25 protein-coding genes are annotated in these 23,839 nt (G+C 48.6%); 5 read left to right on the forward strand and 20 right to left on the reverse strand.

What is annotated here, in order from left to right; all coding sequences use genetic code 11:
* Positions 1-87 precede the first annotated feature (87 nt).
* The 3 genes from ACFPYJ_RS27780 to ACFPYJ_RS27790 all read right to left on the reverse strand — a co-directional run bounded on the left by ACFPYJ_RS27780 (position 88) and on the right by ACFPYJ_RS27790 (position 3,976).
* Entirely contained in the window at positions 88-1,674 is a 1,587-nt protein-coding gene (locus tag ACFPYJ_RS27780; protein ID WP_379191488.1) for a UDP-glucose--hexose-1-phosphate uridylyltransferase, read from the reverse strand.
* Positions 1,675-1,751: 77 nt separating this feature from the next.
* Positions 1,752-2,741, reverse strand: a complete 990-nt coding sequence (gene galE / locus ACFPYJ_RS27785; protein ID WP_379191489.1) for a UDP-glucose 4-epimerase GalE — start codon at positions 2,739-2,741, stop codon at positions 1,752-1,754.
* Positions 2,742-2,803: 62 nt separating this feature from the next.
* Positions 2,804-3,976, reverse strand: coding sequence for a galactokinase (locus ACFPYJ_RS27790; RefSeq protein WP_379191491.1), 1,173 nt, complete (start codon positions 3,974-3,976; stop codon positions 2,804-2,806).
* 189 nt (positions 3,977-4,165) lie between these two features.
* Between ACFPYJ_RS27790 and ACFPYJ_RS27795 the strand changes: the two genes are divergently transcribed.
* The gene (locus ACFPYJ_RS27795) at positions 4,166-5,023 is read left to right on the forward strand and encodes an AraC family transcriptional regulator (protein WP_379191492.1); all 858 of its coding nucleotides are present in this window, start codon (positions 4,166-4,168) and stop codon (positions 5,021-5,023) included.
* Positions 5,024-5,085: 62 nt separating this feature from the next.
* Here the strand turns inward: ACFPYJ_RS27795 and ACFPYJ_RS27800 are convergent, their stop codons facing one another.
* From ACFPYJ_RS27800 to ACFPYJ_RS27815, 4 genes are all read right to left on the reverse strand, one after another.
* A complete protein-coding gene (locus tag ACFPYJ_RS27800; protein WP_379191493.1) occupies positions 5,086-6,171 on the reverse strand; it encodes an AI-2E family transporter in 1,086 nt (361 codons plus the stop codon).
* An 89-nt stretch (positions 6,172-6,260) separates the two neighbouring features.
* On the reverse strand, positions 6,261-6,656 hold the full coding sequence (locus ACFPYJ_RS27805) for a YflT domain-containing protein (protein ID WP_379191494.1): 396 nt from the start codon (positions 6,654-6,656) through the stop codon (positions 6,261-6,263).
* A gap of 86 nt (positions 6,657-6,742) precedes the next feature.
* Complete coding sequence (locus ACFPYJ_RS27810) at positions 6,743-6,904, reverse strand: DUF1328 domain-containing protein (protein WP_379191495.1); 162 nt, start codon at positions 6,902-6,904, stop codon at positions 6,743-6,745.
* Positions 6,905-7,289: 385 nt separating this feature from the next.
* On the reverse strand, positions 7,290-8,330 hold the full coding sequence (locus ACFPYJ_RS27815; protein ID WP_379191496.1) for an asparaginase: 1,041 nt from the start codon (positions 8,328-8,330) through the stop codon (positions 7,290-7,292).
* Between the two features lie 248 nt (positions 8,331-8,578).
* Here ACFPYJ_RS27815 and ACFPYJ_RS27820 point away from each other — a divergent pair, with 248 nt between their 5' ends.
* From ACFPYJ_RS27820 to ACFPYJ_RS27830, 3 genes are all read left to right on the forward strand, one after another.
* Positions 8,579-9,070 (forward strand): YtxH domain-containing protein, encoded by a 492-nt coding sequence (locus tag ACFPYJ_RS27820; protein WP_379191497.1) that lies wholly within the window; start codon positions 8,579-8,581, stop codon positions 9,068-9,070.
* Between the two features lie 11 nt (positions 9,071-9,081).
* Entirely contained in the window at positions 9,082-9,291 is a 210-nt protein-coding gene (locus ACFPYJ_RS27825) for a hypothetical protein (protein WP_379191498.1), read from the forward strand.
* 234 nt (positions 9,292-9,525) lie between these two features.
* Positions 9,526-10,755 (forward strand): NAD(P)/FAD-dependent oxidoreductase, encoded by a 1,230-nt coding sequence (locus tag ACFPYJ_RS27830; protein ID WP_379191499.1) that lies wholly within the window; start codon positions 9,526-9,528, stop codon positions 10,753-10,755.
* A gap of 459 nt (positions 10,756-11,214) precedes the next feature.
* Here the strand turns inward: ACFPYJ_RS27830 and cls are convergent, their stop codons facing one another.
* From cls to ACFPYJ_RS27885, 11 genes are all read right to left on the reverse strand, one after another.
* Entirely contained in the window at positions 11,215-12,642 is a 1,428-nt protein-coding gene (gene cls / locus ACFPYJ_RS27835) for a cardiolipin synthase (protein ID WP_379191500.1), read from the reverse strand.
* 422 nt (positions 12,643-13,064) lie between these two features.
* On the reverse strand, positions 13,065-13,862 hold the full coding sequence (locus ACFPYJ_RS27840) for an ABC transporter permease (RefSeq protein ID WP_379191501.1): 798 nt from the start codon (positions 13,860-13,862) through the stop codon (positions 13,065-13,067).
* Entirely contained in the window at positions 13,855-14,787 is a 933-nt protein-coding gene (locus ACFPYJ_RS27845; RefSeq protein WP_379191502.1) for an ABC transporter ATP-binding protein, read from the reverse strand. The genes ACFPYJ_RS27840 and ACFPYJ_RS27845 overlap by 8 nt, the downstream gene beginning before the upstream one ends.
* A 160-nt stretch (positions 14,788-14,947) precedes the next feature.
* Positions 14,948-15,205 (reverse strand): hypothetical protein, encoded by a 258-nt coding sequence (locus tag ACFPYJ_RS27850; RefSeq protein WP_379191503.1) that lies wholly within the window; start codon positions 15,203-15,205, stop codon positions 14,948-14,950.
* 258 nt (positions 15,206-15,463) lie between these two features.
* Complete coding sequence (locus ACFPYJ_RS27855) at positions 15,464-15,931, reverse strand: PilZ domain-containing protein (protein WP_379191504.1); 468 nt, start codon at positions 15,929-15,931, stop codon at positions 15,464-15,466.
* 111 nt (positions 15,932-16,042) lie between these two features.
* Positions 16,043-16,531: a DUF1854 domain-containing protein gene (locus ACFPYJ_RS27860; protein WP_379191505.1), complete on the reverse strand. Its 489-nt coding sequence runs from the start codon at positions 16,529-16,531 to the stop codon at positions 16,043-16,045.
* Between the two features lie 76 nt (positions 16,532-16,607).
* Positions 16,608-17,114: a hypothetical protein gene (locus tag ACFPYJ_RS27865; protein WP_379191506.1), complete on the reverse strand. Its 507-nt coding sequence runs from the start codon at positions 17,112-17,114 to the stop codon at positions 16,608-16,610.
* 69 nt (positions 17,115-17,183) lie between these two features.
* Positions 17,184-18,149: an LCP family glycopolymer transferase gene (locus ACFPYJ_RS27870; protein WP_379191507.1), complete on the reverse strand. Its 966-nt coding sequence runs from the start codon at positions 18,147-18,149 to the stop codon at positions 17,184-17,186.
* A gap of 199 nt (positions 18,150-18,348) precedes the next feature.
* Complete coding sequence (locus tag ACFPYJ_RS27875) at positions 18,349-19,068, reverse strand: SDR family oxidoreductase (protein ID WP_379191508.1); 720 nt, start codon at positions 19,066-19,068, stop codon at positions 18,349-18,351.
* A gap of 19 nt (positions 19,069-19,087) precedes the next feature.
* Positions 19,088-20,119: a zinc-dependent alcohol dehydrogenase gene (locus ACFPYJ_RS27880; RefSeq protein ID WP_379191509.1), complete on the reverse strand. Its 1,032-nt coding sequence runs from the start codon at positions 20,117-20,119 to the stop codon at positions 19,088-19,090.
* Between the two features lie 60 nt (positions 20,120-20,179).
* Positions 20,180-20,887 carry an RraA family protein gene (locus tag ACFPYJ_RS27885; protein WP_379191510.1) on the reverse strand — a complete coding sequence of 236 codons (708 nt, stop codon included), beginning with the start codon at positions 20,885-20,887 and terminating at the stop codon, positions 20,180-20,182.
* 134 nt (positions 20,888-21,021) lie between these two features.
* Here ACFPYJ_RS27885 and ACFPYJ_RS27890 point away from each other — a divergent pair, with 134 nt between their 5' ends.
* Positions 21,022-21,831 (forward strand): AraC family transcriptional regulator, encoded by an 810-nt coding sequence (locus ACFPYJ_RS27890; protein WP_379191511.1) that lies wholly within the window; start codon positions 21,022-21,024, stop codon positions 21,829-21,831.
* A 13-nt stretch (positions 21,832-21,844) separates the two neighbouring features.
* Here ACFPYJ_RS27890 and ACFPYJ_RS27895 read toward each other — a convergent pair whose 3' ends face one another.
* Entirely contained in the window at positions 21,845-22,612 is a 768-nt protein-coding gene (locus ACFPYJ_RS27895) for a hypothetical protein (RefSeq protein WP_379191512.1), read from the reverse strand.
* A gap of 24 nt (positions 22,613-22,636) precedes the next feature.
* Positions 22,637-23,695: a glycoside hydrolase family 88 protein gene (locus tag ACFPYJ_RS27900; RefSeq protein WP_379191513.1), complete on the reverse strand. Its 1,059-nt coding sequence runs from the start codon at positions 23,693-23,695 to the stop codon at positions 22,637-22,639.
* Positions 23,696-23,839 lie beyond the last annotated feature (144 nt).

Raw genomic sequence — 23,839 nt, forward strand, 5'->3', positions numbered from 1 at the left:
AATAAACAAAAAACGATCGTTCCCCGGTTGCATACCGTTAAACGATCGCCTGATAGGTTCCTGCTGTGTGCACCAGCATCTATATGACTATATGCTGGTTGCGTCGTTTAAGCCAAGAGAGTGCAAGAACCGTGCAAAAGCATCTTGACCTTCTGCCGTACGCTTATAAACTCCGGCATCTTTAAGAACATCAAGGAATTTACGGCCCACTTCATCACGAAGCACTTCTTCAGCTTGCTTGGCCGATAAGCTCGTGCCGTGAGCAGCAATGATACCCGAAACCCATTCTGCATGTTTAGCCAGGTTACCTTGGCTCAGCGCCGCATGGTCTACGGCGGCTTCCCCTGTAAGCAGCGCTGCGATTTCCTCCAGCTCTGCTTTCAAGCGGCCAGGGAGCACAGCAAGGCCCATGACCTCAATAAGTCCGATATTTTCCTTCTTGATATGATGCAAATGCTGATGAGGGTGGAATATACCGTCCGGATGCTCAGCGTTTGTGCGGTTGTTGCGCAGCACCAGATCCAGTTCGTATTCGCCATTGTCACGTAGACGAGCAATCGGTGTAATTGTGTTATGCGGCACCTTGACGCCATCTTGATCAGAGAATGACAGCACCTGCGCAGCAGGATCGCTGTATCCACGCCAGGCTTCCAGAATGCGGCCGGCTGCATTCAGAACAGCTGATTTACTCGTACCATTCACCCGAACGACCGACATCGGCCATGCAACTGTACCGTAACGCAATTCCGGTTCAGCAGGGTCCGTGAAGACCTTCTCGACCGGAGCTGTTTCCATAGGGAACACATGACATCCCGCTTGAAAATGGTCATGATTCAGAATAGAACCGCCAACGATCGGCAGATCCGCATTCGAACCGATGAAGTAATGCGGGAATACATCGACGAAATCCAGCAGCCGCGCAAACGACTCGTTCGAGATCCGCATCGGCTCATGCTTTCCTTTGAACACGATGCTGTGCTCGTTATAGTACACATAAGGCGAATACTGGAAGTACCATTGTTCACCTTGAAGCTCAAGGGGAATGACACGAAGGTTCTGACGGGCCGGATGATCGGCACGGCCTGCATAACCCATGTTATCCAAGCAAAGCAAACACTTCGGATAATTGCTCGGTGCCAATGTCTTCAGCAAAGCGATTTCCTTAGGATCCTTCTCCGGCTTGGACAGGTTAATTGTAATTTCCAAATTTCCGTATTCCGTAGGCTGCTCCCAATACTGATTCTTGGCGATGCGATCCATTCGAATATAGTTAGAATCAATATTAAGGCGGTAGAAATCATCCGTCGCCTTGGCAGCGCCTTCTGCACCCGATATCCTCCTGAACTTTGCCGCAGTCTCTGAAGGACGCGGTATAAGCAGCCCCATAATTCGGGCATCCAGCAGATCGCGGAACGTGCCGACATTATCCGAGATTAGCCCAATCGAAGCTCCATAATCCAGCAGCGGCTCAAGCAGAGGCACCGGGCTTTCCAGATGTTCAAGAGGAACTTCACCGTCGTAAGCTTCCGTAAACCCGAATAAATCAAGCAGCGCATTGCGCGAATAACTGATATCGAGAGCTTCAATAAGGCCGCGCTGCACCGCAAATTGAACGAGACGTTCGATGAGAACGAGCGTTTCATCTGCGCTGGGTGTTTGATGTTGTAAGGTCATGGCAGGATCTCCTTTATAAAGCATGCTTTATCCCAGGTAACCCGCCCATGCAAGCAGGGCGGGTATCCGTCGATCGATTATTTATCGTTGTAGCCCTGAGGGTTTGCTTGATGCCAAGCCCATGCACTGCCGATAATATCCTCCAGCTTATTCCGCGATGGTTTCCAGCCCAGTTCTTGACGGGCGCGGTCAGAGGATGCAACCAGGACAGCAGGATCTCCTGCACGGCGCTCTTCAATTACCGCCGGGATCTCACGGCCCGTTACTTGACGGGCAATGTCAATAACCTGCTTCACGGAGAAGCCTGTGCCGTTACCGAGGTTATATACCGCACTCTCTCCGCCACTACGTAAACGGTCCACAGCGAGAATATGCGCATCAGCCAAATCGCTGACGTGAATATAGTCACGAACACAAGTGCCATCCTCTGTCGGGTAATCCTCTCCAAAGACAGAGATATGTGCGCGCTGTCCAAGCGCGGCTTGAATCACAAGCGGCACCAGATGCGTCTCCGGGCTGTGATCTTCGCCAATGCGGCCGCTTGCATGTGCGCCGGCTGCATTGAAGTAGCGAAGAGCAACATATTTGAGACCATATGCGGTATCGTACCACTTCATCATTTTCTCCATGGCAAGCTTCGTTTCACCATACGTATTCGTAGGAAGAGTCCGATCATTCTCTTGAATCGGCAGACTTTCCGGTTCGCCATAAGTAGCCGCAGTCGAGGAGAAGACAATCTTCAATACGCCATACTGAACCAGCTTCTCAAGGAGCACAAGCGTACCGTATACATTATTGTGATAATATTTGCCGGGATCCTTCATGCTCTCGCCAACGAGTGAATTAGCTGCAAAGTGGATGACTGCATCGATCTTGTTCTCTTGAAACACGGTATCCAAAAAATCCGCATCGCGCAAATCCCCTACATAAAGCTTGCCTCCAATAATCGCATCTTTATGACCCTGCTGCAGGTTGTCCACAATTACGATCTCTTCGCCGCGTTCGGCCAGTGCAGCTACGGCATGTGAGCCAATGTAGCCTGCGCCTCCAGTTACTAAAACTGCCATATGGTTTCTCCCCTTATCCATTCACTTGACTCTAATCAAAGTCAGCTGTTATTTATGATAAATTATGATAATTGCTCCACACCATTACCGATTTTACACACGTAGAAGTCTGCCGTGAGGCCTGTAGCTGCTGTGTATTGACGTCCAACCTCTTCCTTGAACCGCTCAATGCTGTCCTCATGAACGAGTGAAACGGTACAGCCGCCGAACCCGGCGCCAGTCATGCGTGAACCTAAGACGCCTTCAACCGTACGGGCTGCAGCAACCATAGCATCCAATTCAGCGCCGGTTACTTCATACAAATCACGCAGCGAGTCATGCGATTGGTTCATCAGCTGACCGAATGCTGCAAGGTCATTGGATTTAAGTACTTCCATTGAACGTAAAACGCGGTCGATCTCTTCCACTACATGCTCTGCGCGTTTAAGCACAACATCATCTTTAATGAGATGTTTATTCCCGTTAAAGTCTGCAAGCGAGAGCTGGCCAAGCAGAGTCAGGTTCGGGAAAGCTGCTTTCAGATCTTCAACTGCTTGTTCACATTGGCTTCGGCGCTCATTATAAGCGGAATCAACAAGACCGCGGCGTTTGTTGGTGTTCCCGATCACGAGCTGATATTTACCCGATTTGAACGGTACAAGGTCATATTCCAGCGTGTCGCACATAAGCAGAATCGCATGATCCTTACGGCCGTTTGCTACTGCGAATTGATCCATAATTCCGCATTGAACGCCATTGAATTCATTCTCCGATTTCTGTGCCAGCAGAGCAATCTTAACGGTATCCGTAGGATAGCCGGCCATTGTCAGCAGCGCGAACCCCGTAACCACTTCTATGGAAGCCGAGGAAGATAAGCCTGCACCGTTAGGAATTTCCCCGTGGAACAGCAGGTCATAACCTGTATCGAACTTGCGTCCGCTCTGCTGGAGCTCATGAACGATACCCTTCGGATAATTCATCCAGTCGTCTGCTTCATCATAAACGATCGGCTCAATCGGCAAATGCTTGTGCTCGGAAAAATTAGTCGAAGCAAGGCCCAGCTGGTTGTCACTGCGTTTGCGGATCAGCAGTGTCGTTCCAAAGGTCAAGGCCGCCGGAAAAACATAACCGCCGTTGTAGTCGGTATGTTCGCCAATCAGGTTAACCCTGCCCGGTGCATGAAAGACGCTGATGCCTTCCGATGATTCACCGTATACGTTAAGAAATCGTTGTGTAAGCTCTTGGATGTTAGCCATTGCAGCACCACTTTCCTTCTCTTCTAGTTTGTTGTCTTCTAGGTTCAGTATAGCTGAATGGAAGAAATAAAAAAATGGCTTGATGTGAGGATCACATAGATTAATGTGACTTTATGTCGATCTTATAAATGATGCTGTGATACAATTCATGTGAGGCAAGACATACCTATATGGAGGAAGTGCAACCACTTGGAGCTGCCTGTTACCTATAATGTCGTATCTAATCCCATCCCCAATGAGCATGGTGATTTATATGTATTATTTGCTGGAGAAAGCCAAACAAAGCCCGCGCATATTGTCGGGCCTAAAGTATACGACTTTTTTTTAATGCATCACGTGCTGTCCGGCTCGGGCTCCTTCTCTTATGAAGGCGGGCAAAGCACCGTCAGGGCAGGACAATCCTTCATTATTCACCCCGAGCAGCTGATCAGCTACGCATCGAATGAAAACGAACCTTGGCGTTACCGCTGGATTGCTTTCGAAGGCAGCCATGCAGGCGAACTAGCCGCAGGAGCGGGCTTATCCAAACTAAATCCCATTATTGATACCGGCCAAAACCCAAGAGTCCGCGTATTGTTCAACAGCATTGCCCGCTCCTTCCGTTTAGGCGGACCTACTGCGCATCTTCGCGCCGCCGGCTATCTCTATTTATTATTTGCCGAGTTCGGTTCCCCGATTAACAGCGATCCATCCGGCGCACAGCAAAGAGGCGGTGATGGAGAAGTGCTCGTACAGCAGGTTATCCGGTATTTGTCGACACAGTACGCTGAGCCGGTGTCCATCGAGGATATGGCTGATATGCTCGGCTATAACCGTGCATACTTATCCCGGCTGTTCAAGCAGCAGACCGGCATTACGCCGGTTACCTTTCTGCTTAAGCTGCGCATCGATAAAGCGCATCTGCTGCTGCGTGAGAGGCTGGAGCTCACTATTGAGCAGATCGCGGCATCGGTAGGCTTCCAGGATCCGCTCTATTTCTCCAAGCAGTTCCGGCGTTTCTATGGACAATCGCCGAGCGCTTATCGGGAGGCAATGAAGTCGCTGTAACGTTTTCCTTAATGAAAGTGAGCTTTGGCTTGCTGGCAGCTGAAGGAGGTCTTGGTGCGCCGTCACTCAACGAGCTCCTCCACCTTCTCCGCCAGGAACAGCCGGTAGATACGAACCGCAATGATTTTGATCACCATATAGAATGGAATCGCTAAGATCACACCGAGGATACCGGATATTTCTCCGGCAACCAACAGCAAAATAATGGTGGTCAGGGGATGGATATCGATTCTTTTGCCATAAATAAAAGGCGACAGTACATTGCCCTCGATCTGCTGTGCAATCAGTACGACGATTAAAACCCACAGCACCATGGCCGGAGAATCGATAAAGGCAACAATCACGCAGGGGATCGCGCCAAGAATCGGCCCGATATAGGGGATGATGTTCAGGATTGTCGCAATAAACGCGATAAGCAAAGAGTACGGCAGGCCGATAATGAGAAACCCGATATACATCATGATCCCGAGCAGAAAAGTAATGATCATCCGGCCTAGAATAAAGCCGCTCAGAGCTGCATCGATTTCATCGAGCACCTCCCTGCCGTCCTTGGCATACCGGCTCGGAATGAGATGCAGAACGGATCTCGGAATCGACTCTCCTTCCTTGAGCATGTAATACGAAATAATCGGCGCAGTGGCAACCACGATGAAGAAGCTCGTCACGATGCCAATCACATTCGTTACATAATTGGATGCCGATGTAATGACAGTGTTCAGTGATTCCGACAGTTTATTCGACAGGTCCGAATTATCAGAGTTGAAGAAGCGGACGATGCGGTTATTCTGAATATTGGTAATCTGATTCCTGAAGTCTTCGATTAATGTTGGTGCACTCTGGGCGAAATTGTTGATTTGTCTGATCAATGTCGGCCATACGACGAGGGAGAAGAGGAAAAGCAAAGTCGCCAGTACCAAATAAATCAGCAGAATGGCTGCGATTTTATGTACTCGCCGCTCGGTAAGGAAATGGACGATGGGACGCAGCAGATAATAGAAAAAACCGGCGAGCGCAAAAGGCACGATGAGGATGTTGAACATTTTGAACAGCGGGTGAAACATAAAACTGACCCTTGATATCATGTAGATGATCAACAGAAATGCTAGGGTATAGACACAAAATCGGAAAAACCGGCTTTTTTGCAGCATGATCGACCTCGCCCCTTCGGATGCAAAAGTAGACCGTTCGACAGTGAACGGTCTACTTTTGTGAAATGCTATTCTACTTTGTCCTATTCTTAAACCAGAATCAGGGGGTAATAAACTACCGCCGGATCATAATCTTCATCATTAAACTGGACGCCGCCCCATGCGATCACGACAATTTTGTCCTGATCCATCTCACGTTCAAGACGCTCAGCCTCTTCGGGACTGACGCCCATGGATTTGAGCTTCGCGCGAAGCTCGCTGCCGCGGGAACGGAAGATGTTGGCAATCGCCGTATCAATCCCCTCTTCAGCCACTCCGATCTGCTCGACGTTAGTTTCCTCGGCAATCCGTTTCGTCCGCTCTTTGTCATGCGCAAGGACATATAGATGTTCCCTATCATAGCCCTTGGACTTGTATTTCTCGATCTGCTTGCGCGCCTCTGCAATGTTATTGACCGTGTGTACATTGGTTACTTGAATTTCCATGGTGAATCCCTCCTTGATTTCGTTTACGGTAATGGGAATTGCGTTAAAGCAAGTGCATTAAGGATAAGTGTTCGTGAAGCCGGCCGTTAGACTCGTCTTCTGCCGAAAATAAGCGAGACAACGAATATGATAAGAAAAACAAAGAATAGAATTTTCGCGATGCCGGCCGCTGCCGATGCTAATGTGAAAAACCCTAGAATACCTGCCGCTATGGCAAAAATAAAAAATAATACAGCCCATCCTAACATAGTAACTCCACCCTTCTTTTTTCTAAAATGTATTTCCTAAAGATCATGCTGCGTAGTGCTCATCATCTTATTTTGGATATACACCGCTTGGCGCCAGGCTGAAACTTCGGGAGTCCGTTTTGTATGCGGTTTTCCAGCGGAAATCAGTCCTGAACATGCCTAAAAGACGTGGAAACCGTTCCCAGTTCACACGTCTTTCGGAGGATGGATAATTCACTCTTTATTCGTAGAGATATTATTGGGAAAGCCATGGCTTACGCTGCTGCCGCTCCAATAATCCGGTTTTTAAAAAATTGTTCGCGCAAGCAGGCCGGGTCGGCGAGGGCGCGTTGAGGCATCGCATGACGGCGATAGACCACATGTGAACGAGGTATTCCGCCGGCTGCTAATGAATATGCAGCCGCAGGACGGACTCGCGGCGCCCGACGGTTTCGCCGGCGTCATTGACGATTGCCGGCGGGAAGTGACTGCGGATGCGTTCGGCGAGGTCGCCGCCGACGCGGAGCTGCTCCAGCACCGCGCAGGCGGCCTCCGGCCAAGCGGATTCTCCGCCGTCGGCCATCTTTATGGCGACGGCCAGTCTTTCACGCCGCAGGGCGAAGGCGAAGACGCCCTGCGCTCCGCTCTTGGCGACGGCGTTCCCGTCGCCAAGCATGACGCTGGCCAGCCGGCCTGGACCCTCGACGAGGGCCGGGCGGCTGTTCATGGCTGCGGCAATGCGCGCAGCCGCAGCAGCGTAGGCGGCGCTGCCGCCGGCGCCTGCCGGGGCAGCGAGCCGCGCATAAATAAGCGCGAGCCGCCATAACGGCAGCGCGAAAACCGGCAGGCCGCAGCCGTCGACGGCGCATTCGACCGCCTCCGGCCGCGTGCCTGAGAAGGCAGCGACATGCCCGAGCAGCTCCTGCTGCAGCGGATGATCCGGCTGCGTATAGGAATCAAGCGGCCAGCCGCGCAGCTTGCACAGTGCCAGCATACCAATATGTTTGCCCGCACATACATGATAGAGCTTACGGGGTTCTCCTCCGGCAGCAGCAACCTGATCTCTCGCCTTCAAACTCGCAGGCATTGTCCTGCCAAAGATCAGCTGCTCTTCATCAACCCCTGTTCGCTGAAGCATCCGAGTAAGCAGAGCGACATGCTCCGCTTCACCCTGCTGGGAGCCGCACATAATAGCCAGCGCCTCTTCCTCCAAGCCGTACGATTCCAGAACGCCTCCTAATACTGCCGCAAAAGCCTGAACCGGCTTTGCCGTTGAACGCAGGTAGCTTGTAATTTCAGCATCACCCGCCTGAGCAAGGATGGTTCCATCGCCATCTAAGGAGACGACCGCAATATGTCCGCTGTGCACATTTTCCACCCGATTGCCGCGTGTGGTTTGTACGAGCGGAACGCCAAGCACCTGATTGGTTATATCTTTATCCATCATTGACTGCCTCCATAATTATGCTTGAATAGCCTGGTTGATTGGCTTCACTCTTTCATTGCCTCAAACAGATTTCCCCCTTCCTGATTCGAAGGTTCCGTTTCAAAACGAAGTAAAGTGGGGTATGTAGAAGTCAAGAAGACATCGAGCCTTACAAAATGAAGAAGGGTCGTAAGCCATCACTTTTGATGATACAGGTTCTTCTTATGAAAGGCCACTATACTATTTTGAAACCAAAGGAGCTGACCATCATGGAAAAAACGAATAATCGACAATCTGGCGGATCTAAATTGCTGCGGGGTCTCGTTATCGGCAGCGCGGTTGGTGCAACTGCAGCTATTCTGATGACACCAAAGACAGGTAAAGAAATGCGGGAGACGATTCGACGTAAATCCGATGAAATCTCCACGGCGACAATGGACCGGGTTGCTTCCTTTACCGCACAGGCCAAAGAAACGGCAGCAGGTGTCAGTAACAAGGTTGTCTCCATGGCGGGGCAGGCCAAGGATGCGGCAGGTGATGTAGGCGGCAAAGTAAGCACGCTCGCCTCCCAAGCCAAAGGGATTGTCGATAACTATACAACCCGGGCACAGGAGGCAGGTGTTGCTGTTGCAGACAAGGTCGGCAGCACTGCTGACAAATTAGGCACAGCTGCTGAGCATACAGCCGACAATTACAGTCGCAGCCTGAATAATCAGAATAATCAAAACTCTCGTGATGAGCAAGATAAAAACAGTCATTAGGAGTGGATACGATGGCTAACCAATTTTATAGTCACAGCAGTGAACCGATTCCTGCCGCTGGCCAAGCTGGTAAACCTTCAAAGCCCATCGCTGAAGCTCAGAATGGGTCGATGGTCCAGGATGAGCAGGATATGAAACGTCTGGGCAATGACATGAAAGGGATGAAAACCAACTCCCAATTGCAGGAAGAAGGATTGGTTCCCGATCCCATTCAAGAGTAGCATGAAGAAACGACGACTAACGCGCCAGTTGGCTGATTAGTTGTCTCCCCTTAGAACGACCGGAAAGGATAGGATCGCCTCTACCCTTTCCTGACCGTTCTTAGACAAGGAAAGAGGGAATGCTGTTCTCCCTCTTTTTTGTCCTGCCCGCGCAGCCTACCGCTTGTCGTCTATGGGCGGACGGAGCAAGTTATTTTTGAAAATTGGGCATAGTAGGCATGGGAGGTAAGGATCATGAAAGACTTACACAATGGCCATTTATATTGGCCCCATACGATGCAGCATTATCGTACATACCAACCTCTTCAAGAGGATCTCAAGGTTAAGGTCGCCATTATTGGCGGAGGCATGTCAGGCACAACCTGCGGTTATGAACTAGCCAAAAGCGGAATTGACGCCTGCATATTGGAGCGCAGCGAGATCGCCGGCGGCAGCACCTCCGCAAATACAGGCCTTCTTCAGTTTTGCAATGATGTGATGCTTACCGATCTCATCGATCAAATCGGCGAACTTGATGCCGTCAGCTTCTATAAAGCCTGCGTCCTGTCTGTTGCTCATATTGGGCAAACTGCAGCTGAGCTTGGCGAAGATGTCGGCTTTATCAGCCGCAGCAGTTTATATTATGCCAGCTCTGAACAGGATCTGCCCAAATTAAACCTTGAATATGAAGCACTCCATAAGCATGGATTCGGCGTTGAATATTGGAGCCCGGCCGATATTGCCGCCCATTATCCGTTCAGCAAACCAGGCGCGATTCTTACTCATGGGGATGCGGAGATCAACCCCTTCCGTTTCGTTCATGCATTGGCTGCTGGTGCTTCGAAGATGGGGGCGGCCATTCATGAGCAAACAGATATCACCGAGCATATCACGCTTGATCATGGTCTTCATCAGCTGACAACCTCAGCCGGTTTAACTGTTCTTGCGGAGCATGTTATTTATGCAGTCGGATATGAACCAGAGGAGCTGCGAGGCCAATTCATTAAGTCCGACATCAACCGGACATACGCAATTGCAACCGAACCTCAAGCTGATATGGAGAAGTGGTATATGAAGCATATGATTTGGGAGACAGCCAGGCCTTACTTTTATATGCGAACCACTCCCGATGGAAGGGTCATTGCAGGCGGACTTGATGAAGATTCTTCTCACCCCGTAACCAGTGAGCAGGCTCGTCATAAACGGACCGATAAGCTGCACGCACGTGTGAAGGAGCATTTCCCCAGCTTCAATGCCCCGCTTGCCTACGATTGGACGGCGGCATTCGGCGAATCACGGGATAATTTACCTTTTATCGGTGCCGATCCCAGCTGGCCCGGCGTCTATTATTGCCTCGGCTATGGCGGAAACGGAACGGTATACAGTACGCTCGCTTCTACACTGCTGCGCAATCTGATCCTTGGAGAAAATCACCCGATCGCCCATATCGTTAAGCTTGACCGTCCTTCTCTTCAGAATATATAGCGTCAAGGTATGAAAAGGGTCTGTCACAAAAGCCATAGGCTTTTGGACAGACCCTTTTCTTTTGAGCATCAGATACTTGTTACACCCTAGCCTATACTGGAATTCGTACAGTTAAAAGACTTCCATCCGATTAAGACTGTCTCTATACTGCATTCCATACAGCTATATCGCCCCAAATAAGCCTTTTGGAGCCCAATTTGGCATTTATAACTGGAAATTTCCAGTATAGCGCTCGTTCGTACATCTAAAGCCCGAAATAGCTGTAACAATCCAGTATAGATGCGCATGCGTCATGCGGTTGACTGTCGACACCTATCGGCCTGCCACGCCGGGAGCTGCGCACAATGCAGAATTAAACCGCGAATGCTAAGCACGCTGCAAGTCGTTCACACAAGTGCAATACGGGTTTGCCCCAACTTCGTTAAGATTTGGGACAGTCCCTTTGAATTATTACTTGCATTATAGCAGCGGGGACAGCATTCGCGCTACAACCTCACTCGCCTTTTGCCAGCGCGGGCGCTGCTTAAATTCATACATATTAATCTCCAGGCTGTCCGCCAAATCCCTGCTGAAATCCTCATACAGCTTGTTGATCGCAGATTCATCAAACAAGAGCGCATTAATTTCAAAGTTGCTGAAGAAACTCCTCATATCCATATTGGCTGTGCCTACCGATGCAATAAAATCATCGACGATCAATACTTTGGCATGGACGAATCCTTTCTGATACCGATACATTCTTACACCGGCCATCAGCATATCCTCCACGTAAGACAAGGAGGCGTAGAGCACCAGCTTGGAATCCGCCACATACGGAATGATGATTTTCACGTCAACCCCGCTTAACGCAGCCGTCCGAAGCGCCATCAGAACGCTTTGATCCGGTATGAAATACGGTGTCTCAATATATATTCGCGATTTGGCAACTGAAATGGCGGCGAATACGCATTCCAGAATGGCATCTGCGCTGGTGTTCGGACCGCTCGATATGATCTGCAGCTGCTCATTCCCCTCACATTTATGCTCAGGCAAGTAGGACAGGCTGCTCAGCCGCTCTTTGGATGTGAAATACCAATCCTGCATAAACACGTCCTGAAGAAAATAAACGGCGTCGCCTTTAATGCGCAGATGCGTATCGCGCCAGAACCCCAGCTTCTTATTCCCGCCTAAGTATTCATCTCCGATATTGATCCCTCCGACAAAACCGACAAGCCCATCCACGACAATGATTTTCCGATGATTCCGAAAGTTCATCCGTTTATCGAAAAAAGCCAGTTTCGGAGCGAGGAAACACCGGGTCTGTACGCCTGCCTCTGCCAGCTCCGCGAGATAAAGGCTGCTTAGCTCCAGACTGCCTACCCCGTCATAAATGACTCTTACCTCCAGTCCTGCCTTGGCTTTACGAATTAGAACTTCCTTGAAGCGCTGTCCGATATGATCGTGACGAATCGTATAATATTCCACATGGATATGATTCTCCGCCTGCTCTAGCGCCTCAAATATCGATGCAAAGGTTTCCTGTCCATCGGTCAGCACCACTGCTTCATTACAGCTTGTTATCGGGGACAGGCTCATCCCCTGCAGCATCCGGAAGAGCCGCTCCTGATGCTCAAACTGAACGCTATGCATATCTGAGGGACGATGAACGATTTTGCAGCGGAGAAGTGCCTGAAGCCGTATCTCTTCCGCGACTACCCCGCGCTTGCGCACCGTCCGTCTCCGCTGGTACTCCTGAGCAAGAAAATAATACATGACAAAACCGATAATCGGCAAAATAAACAAAATCAGCAGCCAAGCGACCGTCTTAGACGGATGACGAAACTCCAGTATAAGTATCGTGGCAATTTGAAAAATAAAGATGATGAGTGCCAGCAGAACCCATACCATAGAAGTCCTCCCATTGATTTGAAATGTTACTAGCTTAACCCGCGACGCCTGCCAATACTCCTTTTGTTGGCATGTTTTACAGCACCCTCGAATAAATAGCTATTTGAACGTTCTAAGAATGCAACCTATTATCATTTAAAACGAATTGAAGCTAAACGAAACGATATCGCCCGTCTGCAGCAGGATGGAACGGAACCAGGAACGAAAACTCGTCCCCTTCCTGAGCATGAACATGCCCATGTTCTGCAGCAGAACAAGGAAGCGGCTGCGAATGCGGAAAAATCCCGCCAAGCCGGCTAGCCGGAGTACTTGCTGATTTGCAGTTCGTTTAGAAGCGACAGGCAGGCAAGCCTGAAGCAGCTTAAAGAGCTCCCTGTCATGAAGACAAGGAGCTCTTTAAGCTGCTTCAGATGAATCTTGCTCTATGCTGCGACATCACGTTTATTGAAGATCAGCCAAGTCACGCCGATGAATACCACGTAATAAACCGCTAATACCGCAACCGAGAAGCCCATTGTCATGCCTTCCTTCATTGGTGCACCGTTAAGGTAAGCAGACAAATTCATATTCAGGAATAAAATGTAGTTGACCCATTCATAGTCAAGCATGCTCAGCAAGCCGGTAACCGTACCTCCCGCCAGCAGGACGAACAAGGAAAGTCCGATTGCAAGCCCCCCGCTGCGGAAAACCGTAGAAAGCATGAATGCTAACGTAACCGTGATGACTAAGGAGATGAACTCATAGAAGAAATAAAGCAGCATATACCCCACGACCGGCAGGTCCCTGTTCACATGCAGCACTGTAGAAACGACATCCGGCGAACTATCATAGCCGAAGAACAGCATATTGACAACCAGGGTTAGAACAAATACGAGTATCGACATAAACAGGGCGAGCAACAGCAAGCTTATGTATTTGGAAAGCAGAATCTTCGACCTGCTCCAAGGACGAATCAGCAGCAACTTAATCGTACCGCTCGTGAACTCCCCGGCTACGCTGTCAGCCGATGCAACAACTGTAAATATGGTGACGATAACAAGAAGTACGCCTGATTCGTTCAGCATCATCGACCAATTGTTAGGATCAGTATCCGTAACAAGCTTAGCTACGATCGAAATCGCAAGCTGCAGGACAATCAGGATGCCGAACATGACCCACGTCCGTATACGTAAATAAATTTTCATATTTTCATTTCTTACGAGCTGAAGAAAATTAAACAACGCTTTCGCCTCCTGTCATTTCCAGGAACTGCTCTTCCAGGGACTTGTTTAATACGCGAATGCCGAAAACCTTGAATCCCGCATTAACAAGCTCGGAATTAATGACCGCGATTGTATCCCGGTCCACATTCACCATTGCAGCGCCATCCTCCTGAAGGGCATCGTACTTCGCTAAGAACCGCACAGCTTCCTCTGCCTGATCTACCTCGAACAGCACACGGCTCGCTTCGCTTGCAAGAGGAGCACCCTGGCGGATACTGCGGACATCGATCAGCTTGCCCGCCTGAATTATAGCAACGCGATCACACATAAGCTCCATCTCGCTTAGAAGATGGCTCGATACGAAGACAGTAATTCCTTCTTCTCTGGATAGCTTACGCAAGTAATCTCGCAGCTCGCGAATTCCGGCAGGGTCAAGGCCATTCGTAGGCTCATCCAATATTAGCAGTGAAGGTTTATGCATGATTGCCTGTGCAACGCCAAGGCGCTGGCGCATACCAAGCGAATAGGTCTTCACCTTGTCATGAATACGGGACTTAAGTCCGACCAGTTCGACAACCTCATCGATTCGCTGCTTTGTAATTCCCGGTACCATTCTTGAAAAGTGAAGCAAATTTTGAAATCCGGACAAATATTTGTACATCTCCGGGTTCTCAACAATAGCCCCTACATGGCGAATGGCCTTCTCATAATCTTGACGGATGCTGTGTCCTTCGATTAGAACATCTCCGTCAGTTAACCCCATCAAGCCAACCATCATCCGGATCGTTGTTGTTTTGCCCGCGCCGTTAGGGCCAAGAAAGCCAAACACTTCTGCAGACGGCAGATCAAGCGTTAAATGATCGATAATCGTTCGTTTCCCGAACACTTTCGTTACATTCTTTAATTGAACAACCGGTTTTGACTCGGATTGAAAGCTGCTCATCCTTACCCTCCTGTCGAACATGCCCGGTCATCCCGGGCAGCCCTTTCACTTCCTAATTATTATACAAAAGAAAGGAAACGATTGGAAGTTTCTTTAGGTAAAATTAAAAACCGACCTGCTGACTGCCATTTCTGCAGTCAACAGGTCGGTTCCGATTGTCTTACAAAGCCAGGGCCATCTGCTGTTTGATATCTGTAAAGGGTTGATCCGATACATCCTCATACCGCTTCAGCCTGCCTTCGCTGAAAAGATCTTCGCTTTCCGGGAGTGATGCTCCTGATGTCGCATCATAGCAGGCTTTGCAGCAGCCCAGCGCAAGGATCGACCGGTAAAATCCAGTCCGGAATATAACTTCTGCATCAGTTTTCAAGAATAACTGTTCGCAGCGCACACAACAAAATTGTTCCTTATCTACCATGTTGATCCTCTCCCTTATCAATCTATTCTATATACTATATGTATCAAATTATCGTTTTATGTTACATTACGTATCAAACTATTTTTAGATTATGATATTTAGCGATTTTTGTCAATAGAAAGGATCGAGAAAGTGAAGAATTTGTCGTGTATGCGCTTTCATTAATATATATTAGGAATCTGTTATTCGGGCTTTTCTTAGTCATATTGTTCTCTCTCAGCATGCTCCAACAAAAAGAAAAGCTGAACATTTTACCGTTCAGCTCCTGACATCCATGGATGCTCCGATATGTTTATGCTCCAAGTTATTGCTCAGATGACGGTAAATTTGAGGAATTTGTTTGCCCAGAGGAAAGCCTTCGGACAGCTTCCAGGAAATCGCCTGAATCAGAGCCCGCCGTAACTTTTGATCGGGAAAAAACAAGCATCCGTACACATACTGATTCTCATCTTTCCCTCTCCAGACTATATTGCCAGCCAAGTTAAACTGCCACTCGCCGAGCGTTATCATAAAACGGACCGTATAATCGCAGCTTACAGGAAAACGAAGATGCGTCCAAAACCGCAGCCCCGAAGGACTAATATCCTTTAGATAGACGGGAATGTCACGCGATTCTACATCTTTCCCATGCACATTGACAATAGATAACCTGACCTGAATCCCTTCGCGAATGCGAATACGTATGTGCTGACGATGCTGAACTGCTTGCTTATTGGCAATAGCCATTGCTACACCTGTCCCCTTCACAGAATACAACTCGTACAATACAATCCAGCAAAGCAGATACGTTATGTATCATCAATCTTAAAAAAAAGCCTATTCATCCCTTGCTGCCGTCTAATTGACTTTTTGCCATAATAAACGGCTCGTATCGTCCATTGCCGCTACATTAGACAGTTCAAACCGGAAGCCTTCAGCATCCGTCAAGATCCACCTGCCGTCAGCGATCGGATGAATATTCTCATGCAGGTTGTCCATGATGATCACAACCGGACCGCAGTCCGTGTCCACGTTCCAAAACCATTGAGAGGATTGATTGAAAATAGAGATTATTCGCATAATTTGAGGTATAATATGTCTCCGCTGCAGCTCCTCGTTTGCCAGCTGTCTGCTGTTATCATCCAGGCCGATTAAATCCCTTAACAACAGGATCTCTTGGTTGTCAGCGGTACGCAGCGATATGAAATTGTCGGGGATAGAGAAAGGAAATGCGCGAACAAGCTTGACCTGCTCGTACAAATATCCGTCCATTCTGGCTTGAAGCGTTCCATCAGCGGAACGAATTAATCTTGGGGCGGTTAATGTCATATTGACCGAATGACTCATTCCTTCGCACACCTCCATGGAACACTTATCAGCTTCATATATTTAATTTATGATACATATTGTATCTAGTCAAGCATTAATGTGCAGCTGTTTCAATCAAATCGTTCTGATAGGACCATAACAATCTCCATTCACCCGATTCATATGCGGCAAAGCAGGATTGAACAATTTCAAAATTGCCATATGGACTGTGAAAAATTTGAGTGACATCAATTTGATAGACTTCAGCGATTGCATCCGTTTCCTGGCTCATTTTCCAATCGGTCAATAATTCCGGTTTTCCCGTATGGAATTCAAATGTCTTCACGCCGAAGTCCTGCAACATAATGTGGGCCCTTCTCTGAATATAATCCGGCTTATTAAACCGCTGCTGCATGAGCGGATGAAAAAGCTCCCATGCGCTTCCGAAATCACCGACCTGCTCATACTTATAAAATTGCTCAACTGCATGAAGCGCTTCGCTCTCTTCGCCAGGAGAGAAAAAGCGCGAGGCGTTATGCCAAGTCATCCAAGCCACAAGCAGAATAAAAAAGCCGATTACAAGCTTAAACAATAGTAAATGATCACCGCGCCGTCGTTTCAATTCCACCCACTCCTGTCCCATATGCTTCACTTTATGAGACAAGACACGGATATATACGTCTTACTCCATTCATTTAGAGGCTACAGCCGGATTCATCTCCTTCGTCTGCAAATGGTCTTTGAGCACGTTATGAATTCTGCTGCGCTCATCATCGTTCACAATGTAATACCAAATCCCGTTTATGGTCTGGGCCTTGCCCTTAATCTCAATCGTATCGATTTGGCCGATGCCTGGACGGTATTCTGACATGAAGGTTTTCATGTCCTCGAACGTAATGTTCGTCTTTATACTATCCCCCATCTCATTCAACAAGCTCCGTACACGTGTAATATTGGATAAATTAAGCGAGCTGCGCATCATTTCCTGCAGAAGTTCACGCTGCCTTGCATTGCGCCCCAAGTCTCCTCTTGGATCGTCGTAGCGCATGCGTGAATACAACAAGGCATCGGAGCCGTTCAAAGACAAGCGTCCCTTCGCGAACTCATGCCCCTGCATGTTGAAAGAATAGGGATTGTCTACCTTCACGCCGCCGATCAGATCAATCAGCCGCTCAAACCCCTCCATGTTCACTTTCATATAATAATCGATTGGATAGTCAAGAAATTGTTCCACGGTCTGAATGGACATCTCTACATCACCGAATGCATAGGCATGATTGATTTTGTCCACTGTATCATGACCGACAATATCAGTTCTCGTGTCTCGCGGAATATTGAACATGAGGATTGATTTATTATTAGGATTGACGCTCAGCACAATCATCGTGTCGGAACGGCCCTTATCATTCTCCCGCTGGTCAACACCCAGCAACAGAACCGTAAACGGATCGTTGTTCTTTAAATCAGCGGGCTTAGGGCTCGGCTTCATTTTCGGGTCTTTGCTGACATAGACCGGCCTCGCGATCTCTTCATACATCTTAGCCACTTCTTGTTTCGCTGAGTGATAGAGATACCACGCATAGCCGCCCCCTATGATGACAAGACAAACAATAGCAATCCCTGACCACATTAGGATTTTTTTATAACGACGTTTCATCCTGCAAGACCCCTTACATCCGAGATTGTTGTATTCATGGAATAAACACCATTACTTTGCTGATACGAATTGTATCACAACTCCCGGAATAATGTTATATCCTGCTGCACGCCAAGCAAAAAAATAGCAGGGAATGCAAAGCCTCCCTGCATTTCTTTGCTACGGGCGGAACCATACATTCAATCCCGCTGCTTCTTCTCTACTTATAGAACGCAAAGGATTCGAAATTAATTTCATGAAATACGAGCCGCGGATCCATTTGAAGAACGAACAGCAGCACTTCTGCAATATCTGATGCCGTCATGAACTTCTCTCTGGGCACCTGGCGGTTACCCCAAAACTCGGTATCTGTTGCGCCTGGATTTAATGTCGTCACTCGAATGTTCTTCTCGATCAGCTGCAATGACAATCCCTGCGAGAACATATTTAAGGCCGCCTTCGCCGTGCAGTAAAGCGGAGCATTGGGGTTTGCGCGTTTAGCTGCCATCGAGCCAATATTGACAATTAACCCTCCTTGCTCCTTTTCAACGAACGGAATAAAATGCTTCGAGCAAAGGAAGGTGCCCTTCAGATTCACATCCATCGATTGTTCATACTGCTGAATCGTCATTTCCGATATGGATGAAGGAATGCTTAGACCGGCCAGATTCAGCAGCACATCGAATCGCCCGAAGGTCTTAGCCGTATCGTCGAAGAATGCCTGTACTTCTTCTTCATTTGTTACATCCACTTTCCTGTACGCTGCTTCGGCGCCTCCGCTCACCAGCTCATCGGCCAACGTATGCAGTACCTGCTCCTTCCTGGAACCGAGCATCAGCTTTGCGCCTTCAGCAGCAAGCGCCTTGGCGGCCGCTTGCCCCATGCCGCCGGTGGCGCCGATGATGATAACGACTTTATCCTTGAGTCGATTTGTCTGCATGCGATCTTCTCCTTCCCTATTAAAACTCAATTAAGATTTTACCGAGATTCTTTCCCTCTTTCATCGTTTGGATGGACTCCCCCAGCTTATCCAAGGGACAGACATCGCTAATGAGATTCTCCAAATCATACTGCTTGGCAGCTGCCATATTCTCCAGAAGCTTAACCGTTTTCTGAAAGTGGCTGAAGGTGTATACGCGGCTGCCAACCATGGTTAGCTCTTTAAAAATCCCCTGCAGCACATTGACCTGCGGAACCTTACCCGGAAAGCCGACAAAAACGACGGTTCCTCTAATTCTGCAAGCCTGCGTTGCGAAGAGCAGACCTGCCTGGGAACCGGACACTTCGATGACGACATCAAAGCCTTCCCCAGCCGTTAATTCAGCGGCTCTAGCAGCAGCATCTTCCTCGACTGGATTAATGACGCTCGTAAATCCAAATGATTTGACCTGCTCGATCCGGATCGGATTGATCTCTGAGAACGCAACCTCTGCAGCTCCTCCCTCGCGGGCAACGAGACCGACAATCAAACCGATCGGCCCTCCACCTATGACCAGCACACGATCTCCGTTCTTCACTCCCGCGCGCTGATTGACATGGAAGCCAACCGCGAATGGCTCGGCCATTGCAGCAACCCGATCGGATAACCGGTCGTCCACTTTAATCACTTTATCAACCGATACTTTCATATACTCCGCAAATCCGCCGTTTGTATGAATGCCAAGCAGCTTCAGGCTCCGGCATACATGCCAATTGCCCTCTTTACATGCCTCACATATGCCGCAGCTGATCAAGGGCTCCGCGACCACGCGATCCCCTGGCTTAAGATTAGTGGGATACTTGGTTTGGATCCGTTCAATCGTTCCGACAAACTCATGCCCAAGAATGACAGGCGCTTGTGCCGTCGGATGATGACCGCCGTAAATATGCAGGTCGGTACCGCATATTCCCGTATATCTTACTTTGACCAGACATTCTTCTTCCCCGATCTCGGGAATCGGAACATCCTTGATCTCGATATTTTCCCAATTCGTCAGTACTGCTGCTCTCATTCTGTTACCCCTTTCACGATCAGATTTAACAAGCAAAGAAGAGAAGTGCCGGCCAAATGTTTAGAAATAACCGCCCTTTTTAACTACTTCCGTCGGGGTCAATCCTTCGAGTACCATCCTCTTGATTTCTTTCTCGTTCTCTTTAATTGCTTCCGCTTTAACCAGAACGTCGAAGGCTATATCCCGTGGGATGACAATAACGCCATCGATATCTCCAAAGATGATATCTCCCGGATAAATAAATACATTGCCGATCATCACCGGGATTTGCCAATCGATCATCCGAAATCTGCCGAGCATGCCATTGGAGGTCCGATATTTACAAAATACAGGGAACTCAAGCTCAAGCACCTTGTTCGTATCCCTGACTCCTCCGTCAACGATTGCTCCTTTGCAACCGCGCTGCTTCGATGCCAGGGTCATGACTTCGCCCCACTGCGCCGATTCATCATCCCTGCTCGTATCCCAGACAACAATCGAGCCTTCTCCCACCTCTTCAAGCATTTGGGCCCGCTGTTCCATCTCGCTTTCTATCGTCAAGTTCTTCGATCCCTTGACCGTAAACGCCACGCCGCATACCTTCATTTCCAGCTTCAAGGGTACGATATTGCTTGGCAGCACCTGATGCAGCAGCCCTTGTTCTCTCAATACATCATTAACTGCCGCTGTGAATACTTCCTGGTAACGATCGCACAATTCCTTTTCGGCAATAGGAAGCGGATCTAGCTTCTTCTTGCTTCGTTTTGCTTTCAGTTCGTCCAGATTCATTATGAATCCTCCGTTTTCATAGTTTGTTTATACAAAATGCTTAATGGATATTTATGTTAGTCAAACTGGACATTCATTTGCATACACATTTATAATGGGAACAATGAAATCTATACGGTTGGAGCGATCCGCTTATGTCCGGTATTCATGTACAAAATGATTATGATTTCAATATTCTATACATCGAGCATATCAATGAAAGAGAGCCCGATCCGCATTGGAAGCTTGATGGCATCGTCAATCTGAATACCTATATCATTGCCTATTGTTCAGATGGCGAGGCTGTCTACAAGTTTCAAAATGAGGAGATGCATATTAAGAAAGGGGATCTCCTTTTCTTCCCCAAAGGACTGAAGCGTTCTGCAAGGTCCATTCCGGAGAACCCTTGGGCCTTTTATTCGATTTCTTTCGATATCCAATTCCACAATGACAACGCCCGGAAGCAGTTGGATCAGTTTGAGAATGTCATTCGCAGCACCCATCCGTACAAGCTTCAATCGTTGTTCGCCGAGCTTAGTCTGGTCTGGAGCGGCAAGCGAAGCGGTTTCACGATCAAATGCAAGAGCATTCTTATGGATATTCTGTACCAAATTATTAAAGAACAGGATCGGACGATTCATGGCGCGGCCCATTACACCGCAATCGAGAAAACAGCCAGCCTCATTCTTTCCAATTATAAAGAAGACTTCTCCATCGATGAGCTCGCTAACCTTTCCGGCTTAAGTTCCTCCCACTTCCGACTGCTGTTCAAAAAAATACTGGGTATGACCGCCGTGCAGTACCAGAATCATATACGCATCAACAAGGCCAAGGACCTGCTGCTCAGCGGTGATTGCAACGTGACGGAAGCTGCGCTGTCGGTTGGATTCCAGGACATTTATTATTTCAGCCGATTGTTCAAAAAGCTGACCGGCGAATCCCCATCGCATTATTTGAAAGGGTAACATTTTTAAATCTTTATAGGAGAGTCAGCTCCTCCCGGCTTATTCTGTAATTCCTGCCGCTGCTGTGGTTTCGAATGATAAGTTCTTCATCCTGCGCCAGCTCCAGTGAATAGCCGCCAGACTTGGCAGAAGGTTCCACGTAGAACTGCCTGTCTGTCAGAGGAAGTATATGCCAGTGTCTTACGGTTTCCGTATCGTCTCTTGCAGCGGCATAAACCATTGTGTGCTCTTGCCGATACGATTCGCTGGTATAACCGAACCTGGCGGCGATCACTTCCACCGGCTCGCTGTATCGCGAATCTCCGGTATCGAGCCATAAGCTGGCCCGGTTTTCCTCCCCGTTCGAAGCTGCACGCACCAGAAAAAATTTCATCCCCGCGCCATTTCGCCTCAGAACAAGCTTTGTTTCAGCGGCAACCTTCAGGCTCAGCCGGCTGTCCGCGTTGTTGAGTGTAAATTGACTATGCACCTTTACCGGACGGTCCGCATTAATCCGGTCGATAATAAAGAAGGTGTTTGGATCTGCCATGATCCAAGTCCGCTCCGCCTTTAATATCGGCTGTTCATACCTCTGCGCCGCATCTGAACGAATCACTTCAATGCCATCCAGCCGCATAACCGAGCGATTAGGCTGGCTTAATTGCTTATGTGTAACGCTATCCCCATGATTGGACAGGGCCGGCGCCAGGATTCCGCCCGCTTCTTCTGTTTCAAAGCTCCAGATATCGGGGTTCGGATCATCCGTATGCAAAAAAAACTGCTCCTTTAAATGTGACTGCACCTATGCCTGCCTCCTTCTGCTCTCTTAATGGGAATCGCGAGGTAAATCATATATACCGTTCCGGTAAGCCTCCACCAGCGCGAACATTAACGGAGCGAAGCTATGATGCTCATCCCGGTGCGGAAGCATCAGTGTGACATACGCCTTCACGGTTCCTTTCTCCTCGCCGTCACCGGGACACAAGCACCCCGGACAGCTGCGTTCCGTCGAGAAGTCCGCATTGATACAGATCTGATTCAATGCCTCAATCCCTTTTTTGAAGGCAGGGAAATACTTCTCCCTGTCCAATAAGCCTGTGCGCATGCCAACTCCCATTCCGTACAGGATCAATCCGCTGCCCGATGTCTCCTCGTAAGCGTATTCAAAAGGAATTTCTTGCCTCCATAATCCTCTCTCCGACTGATAGGGCAGTAAGGACGCCGATAGATCTTTAAAATATTTCTCCGCTTTGGTCCGGTGGCGGGAATGCTGCGGCAGATGCTGAACCAGCTCGGCCAGAGGCAGGTAACCCCAGCCATTTCCCCTCCCCCAGTGATCCTCGGAATATTTGCCCGGACCCGCCCAGTTTTTGCTTTGATGCAGCAGGCCGTTCTCTTGGTCGAGAAACTCCTCGTACATCAGAAATGTTTGTTTAGCCGCTTCGTCAATATACTTCTCATCGCCAAGCGCCAGGCCAGCGAACAACAAATACGGAGTCACTGCCATCGCTACATCAATCCAGATCAATTCCTTCTCGGGTGCATATGGATACGACATAATGCCTTTACGGTCTCTGGAGGCGGTCAACATTTCCTCCGCATAATATCTTACCTGTTCTTCTGCTTCCGGCAGGTAGTCTTTCATGAGCGAGTAAGCCTTTGGAATGCCGCCGATCCGGTAGCTGGGAAAATTATATCGCGGGTGTTGAATGTGGTCGGGAAACCGGGATAATACGGTTTTGCATTTGCCCAGCAGAACGGGATCCTGCTTTTCTTCAGCGGTTAGCAGCAAGGCATAGATGGCCAATAAACCGTAATAATGTTTAACCTCCTCGATGTGTTCATAATGTTCGAAGAGCTTTTGCGAGATATACAACGGATTCACGAAGAGCTTCCCCCTTATGAAGAATAAATTACAAGCTCATTCTATAATTTCAAGCTCCTATATAACATGAAGGAAACAATTAATTTTTATCTCATTCGCTGAACTATTAAATAATAAGGGGAGCCGCGAGAGCTCCCCTTTGAT

The sequence above is a fragment of the Paenibacillus solisilvae genome, from assembly GCF_042656405.1.
GTDB lineage: Bacteria > Bacillota > Bacilli > Paenibacillales > Paenibacillaceae > Paenibacillus_Z > Paenibacillus_Z solisilvae.

Excerpts from the sequence above, each read along its gene's own strand:
- ACFPYJ_RS27825 (WP_379191498.1), top strand. The coding sequence starts at position 9,082 with ATGGCTAACCAATTTTATAGTCACAGCAGTGAACCGATTCCTGCCGCT.
- ACFPYJ_RS27890 (WP_379191511.1), top strand. The coding sequence starts at position 21,022 with ATGTCCGGTATTCATGTACAAAATGATTATGATTTCAATATTCTATAC.
- galE (WP_379191489.1), bottom strand. The coding sequence starts at position 2,741 with ATGGCAGTTTTAGTAACTGGAGGCGCAGGCTACATTGGCTCACATGCC.
- ACFPYJ_RS27875 (WP_379191508.1), bottom strand. The coding sequence starts at position 19,068 with ATGCAGACAAATCGACTCAAGGATAAAGTCGTTATCATCATCGGCGCC.
- ACFPYJ_RS27805 (WP_379191494.1), bottom strand. The coding sequence starts at position 6,656 with ATGGAAATTCAAGTAACCAATGTACACACGGTCAATAACATTGCAGAG.
- ACFPYJ_RS27800 (WP_379191493.1), bottom strand. The coding sequence starts at position 6,171 with ATGCTGCAAAAAAGCCGGTTTTTCCGATTTTGTGTCTATACCCTAGCA.
- ACFPYJ_RS27790 (WP_379191491.1), bottom strand. The coding sequence starts at position 3,976 with ATGGCTAACATCCAAGAGCTTACACAACGATTTCTTAACGTATACGGT.
- ACFPYJ_RS27810 (WP_379191495.1), bottom strand. The coding sequence starts at position 6,904 with ATGTTAGGATGGGCTGTATTATTTTTTATTTTTGCCATAGCGGCAGGT.
- ACFPYJ_RS27855 (WP_379191504.1), bottom strand. The coding sequence starts at position 15,931 with ATGGCTATTGCCAATAAGCAAGCAGTTCAGCATCGTCAGCACATACGT.
- ACFPYJ_RS27845 (WP_379191502.1), bottom strand. The coding sequence starts at position 14,787 with ATGAGCAGCTTTCAATCCGAGTCAAAACCGGTTGTTCAATTAAAGAAT.
- ACFPYJ_RS27870 (WP_379191507.1), bottom strand. The coding sequence starts at position 18,149 with ATGAAACGTCGTTATAAAAAAATCCTAATGTGGTCAGGGATTGCTATT.
- ACFPYJ_RS27860 (WP_379191505.1), bottom strand. The coding sequence starts at position 16,531 with ATGAGTCATTCGGTCAATATGACATTAACCGCCCCAAGATTAATTCGT.
- ACFPYJ_RS27880 (WP_379191509.1), bottom strand. The coding sequence starts at position 20,119 with ATGAGAGCAGCAGTACTGACGAATTGGGAAAATATCGAGATCAAGGAT.
- ACFPYJ_RS27815 (WP_379191496.1), bottom strand. The coding sequence starts at position 8,330 with ATGATGGATAAAGATATAACCAATCAGGTGCTTGGCGTTCCGCTCGTA.
- ACFPYJ_RS27885 (WP_379191510.1), bottom strand. The coding sequence starts at position 20,887 with ATGAATCTGGACGAACTGAAAGCAAAACGAAGCAAGAAGAAGCTAGAT.
- ACFPYJ_RS27850 (WP_379191503.1), bottom strand. The coding sequence starts at position 15,205 with ATGGTAGATAAGGAACAATTTTGTTGTGTGCGCTGCGAACAGTTATTC.
- ACFPYJ_RS27830 (WP_379191499.1), top strand. The coding sequence starts at position 9,526 with ATGAAAGACTTACACAATGGCCATTTATATTGGCCCCATACGATGCAG.
- ACFPYJ_RS27780 (WP_379191488.1), bottom strand. The coding sequence starts at position 1,674 with ATGACCTTACAACATCAAACACCCAGCGCAGATGAAACGCTCGTTCTC.
- ACFPYJ_RS27820 (WP_379191497.1), top strand. The coding sequence starts at position 8,579 with ATGGAAAAAACGAATAATCGACAATCTGGCGGATCTAAATTGCTGCGG.
- cls (WP_379191500.1), bottom strand. The coding sequence starts at position 12,642 with ATGGTATGGGTTCTGCTGGCACTCATCATCTTTATTTTTCAAATTGCC.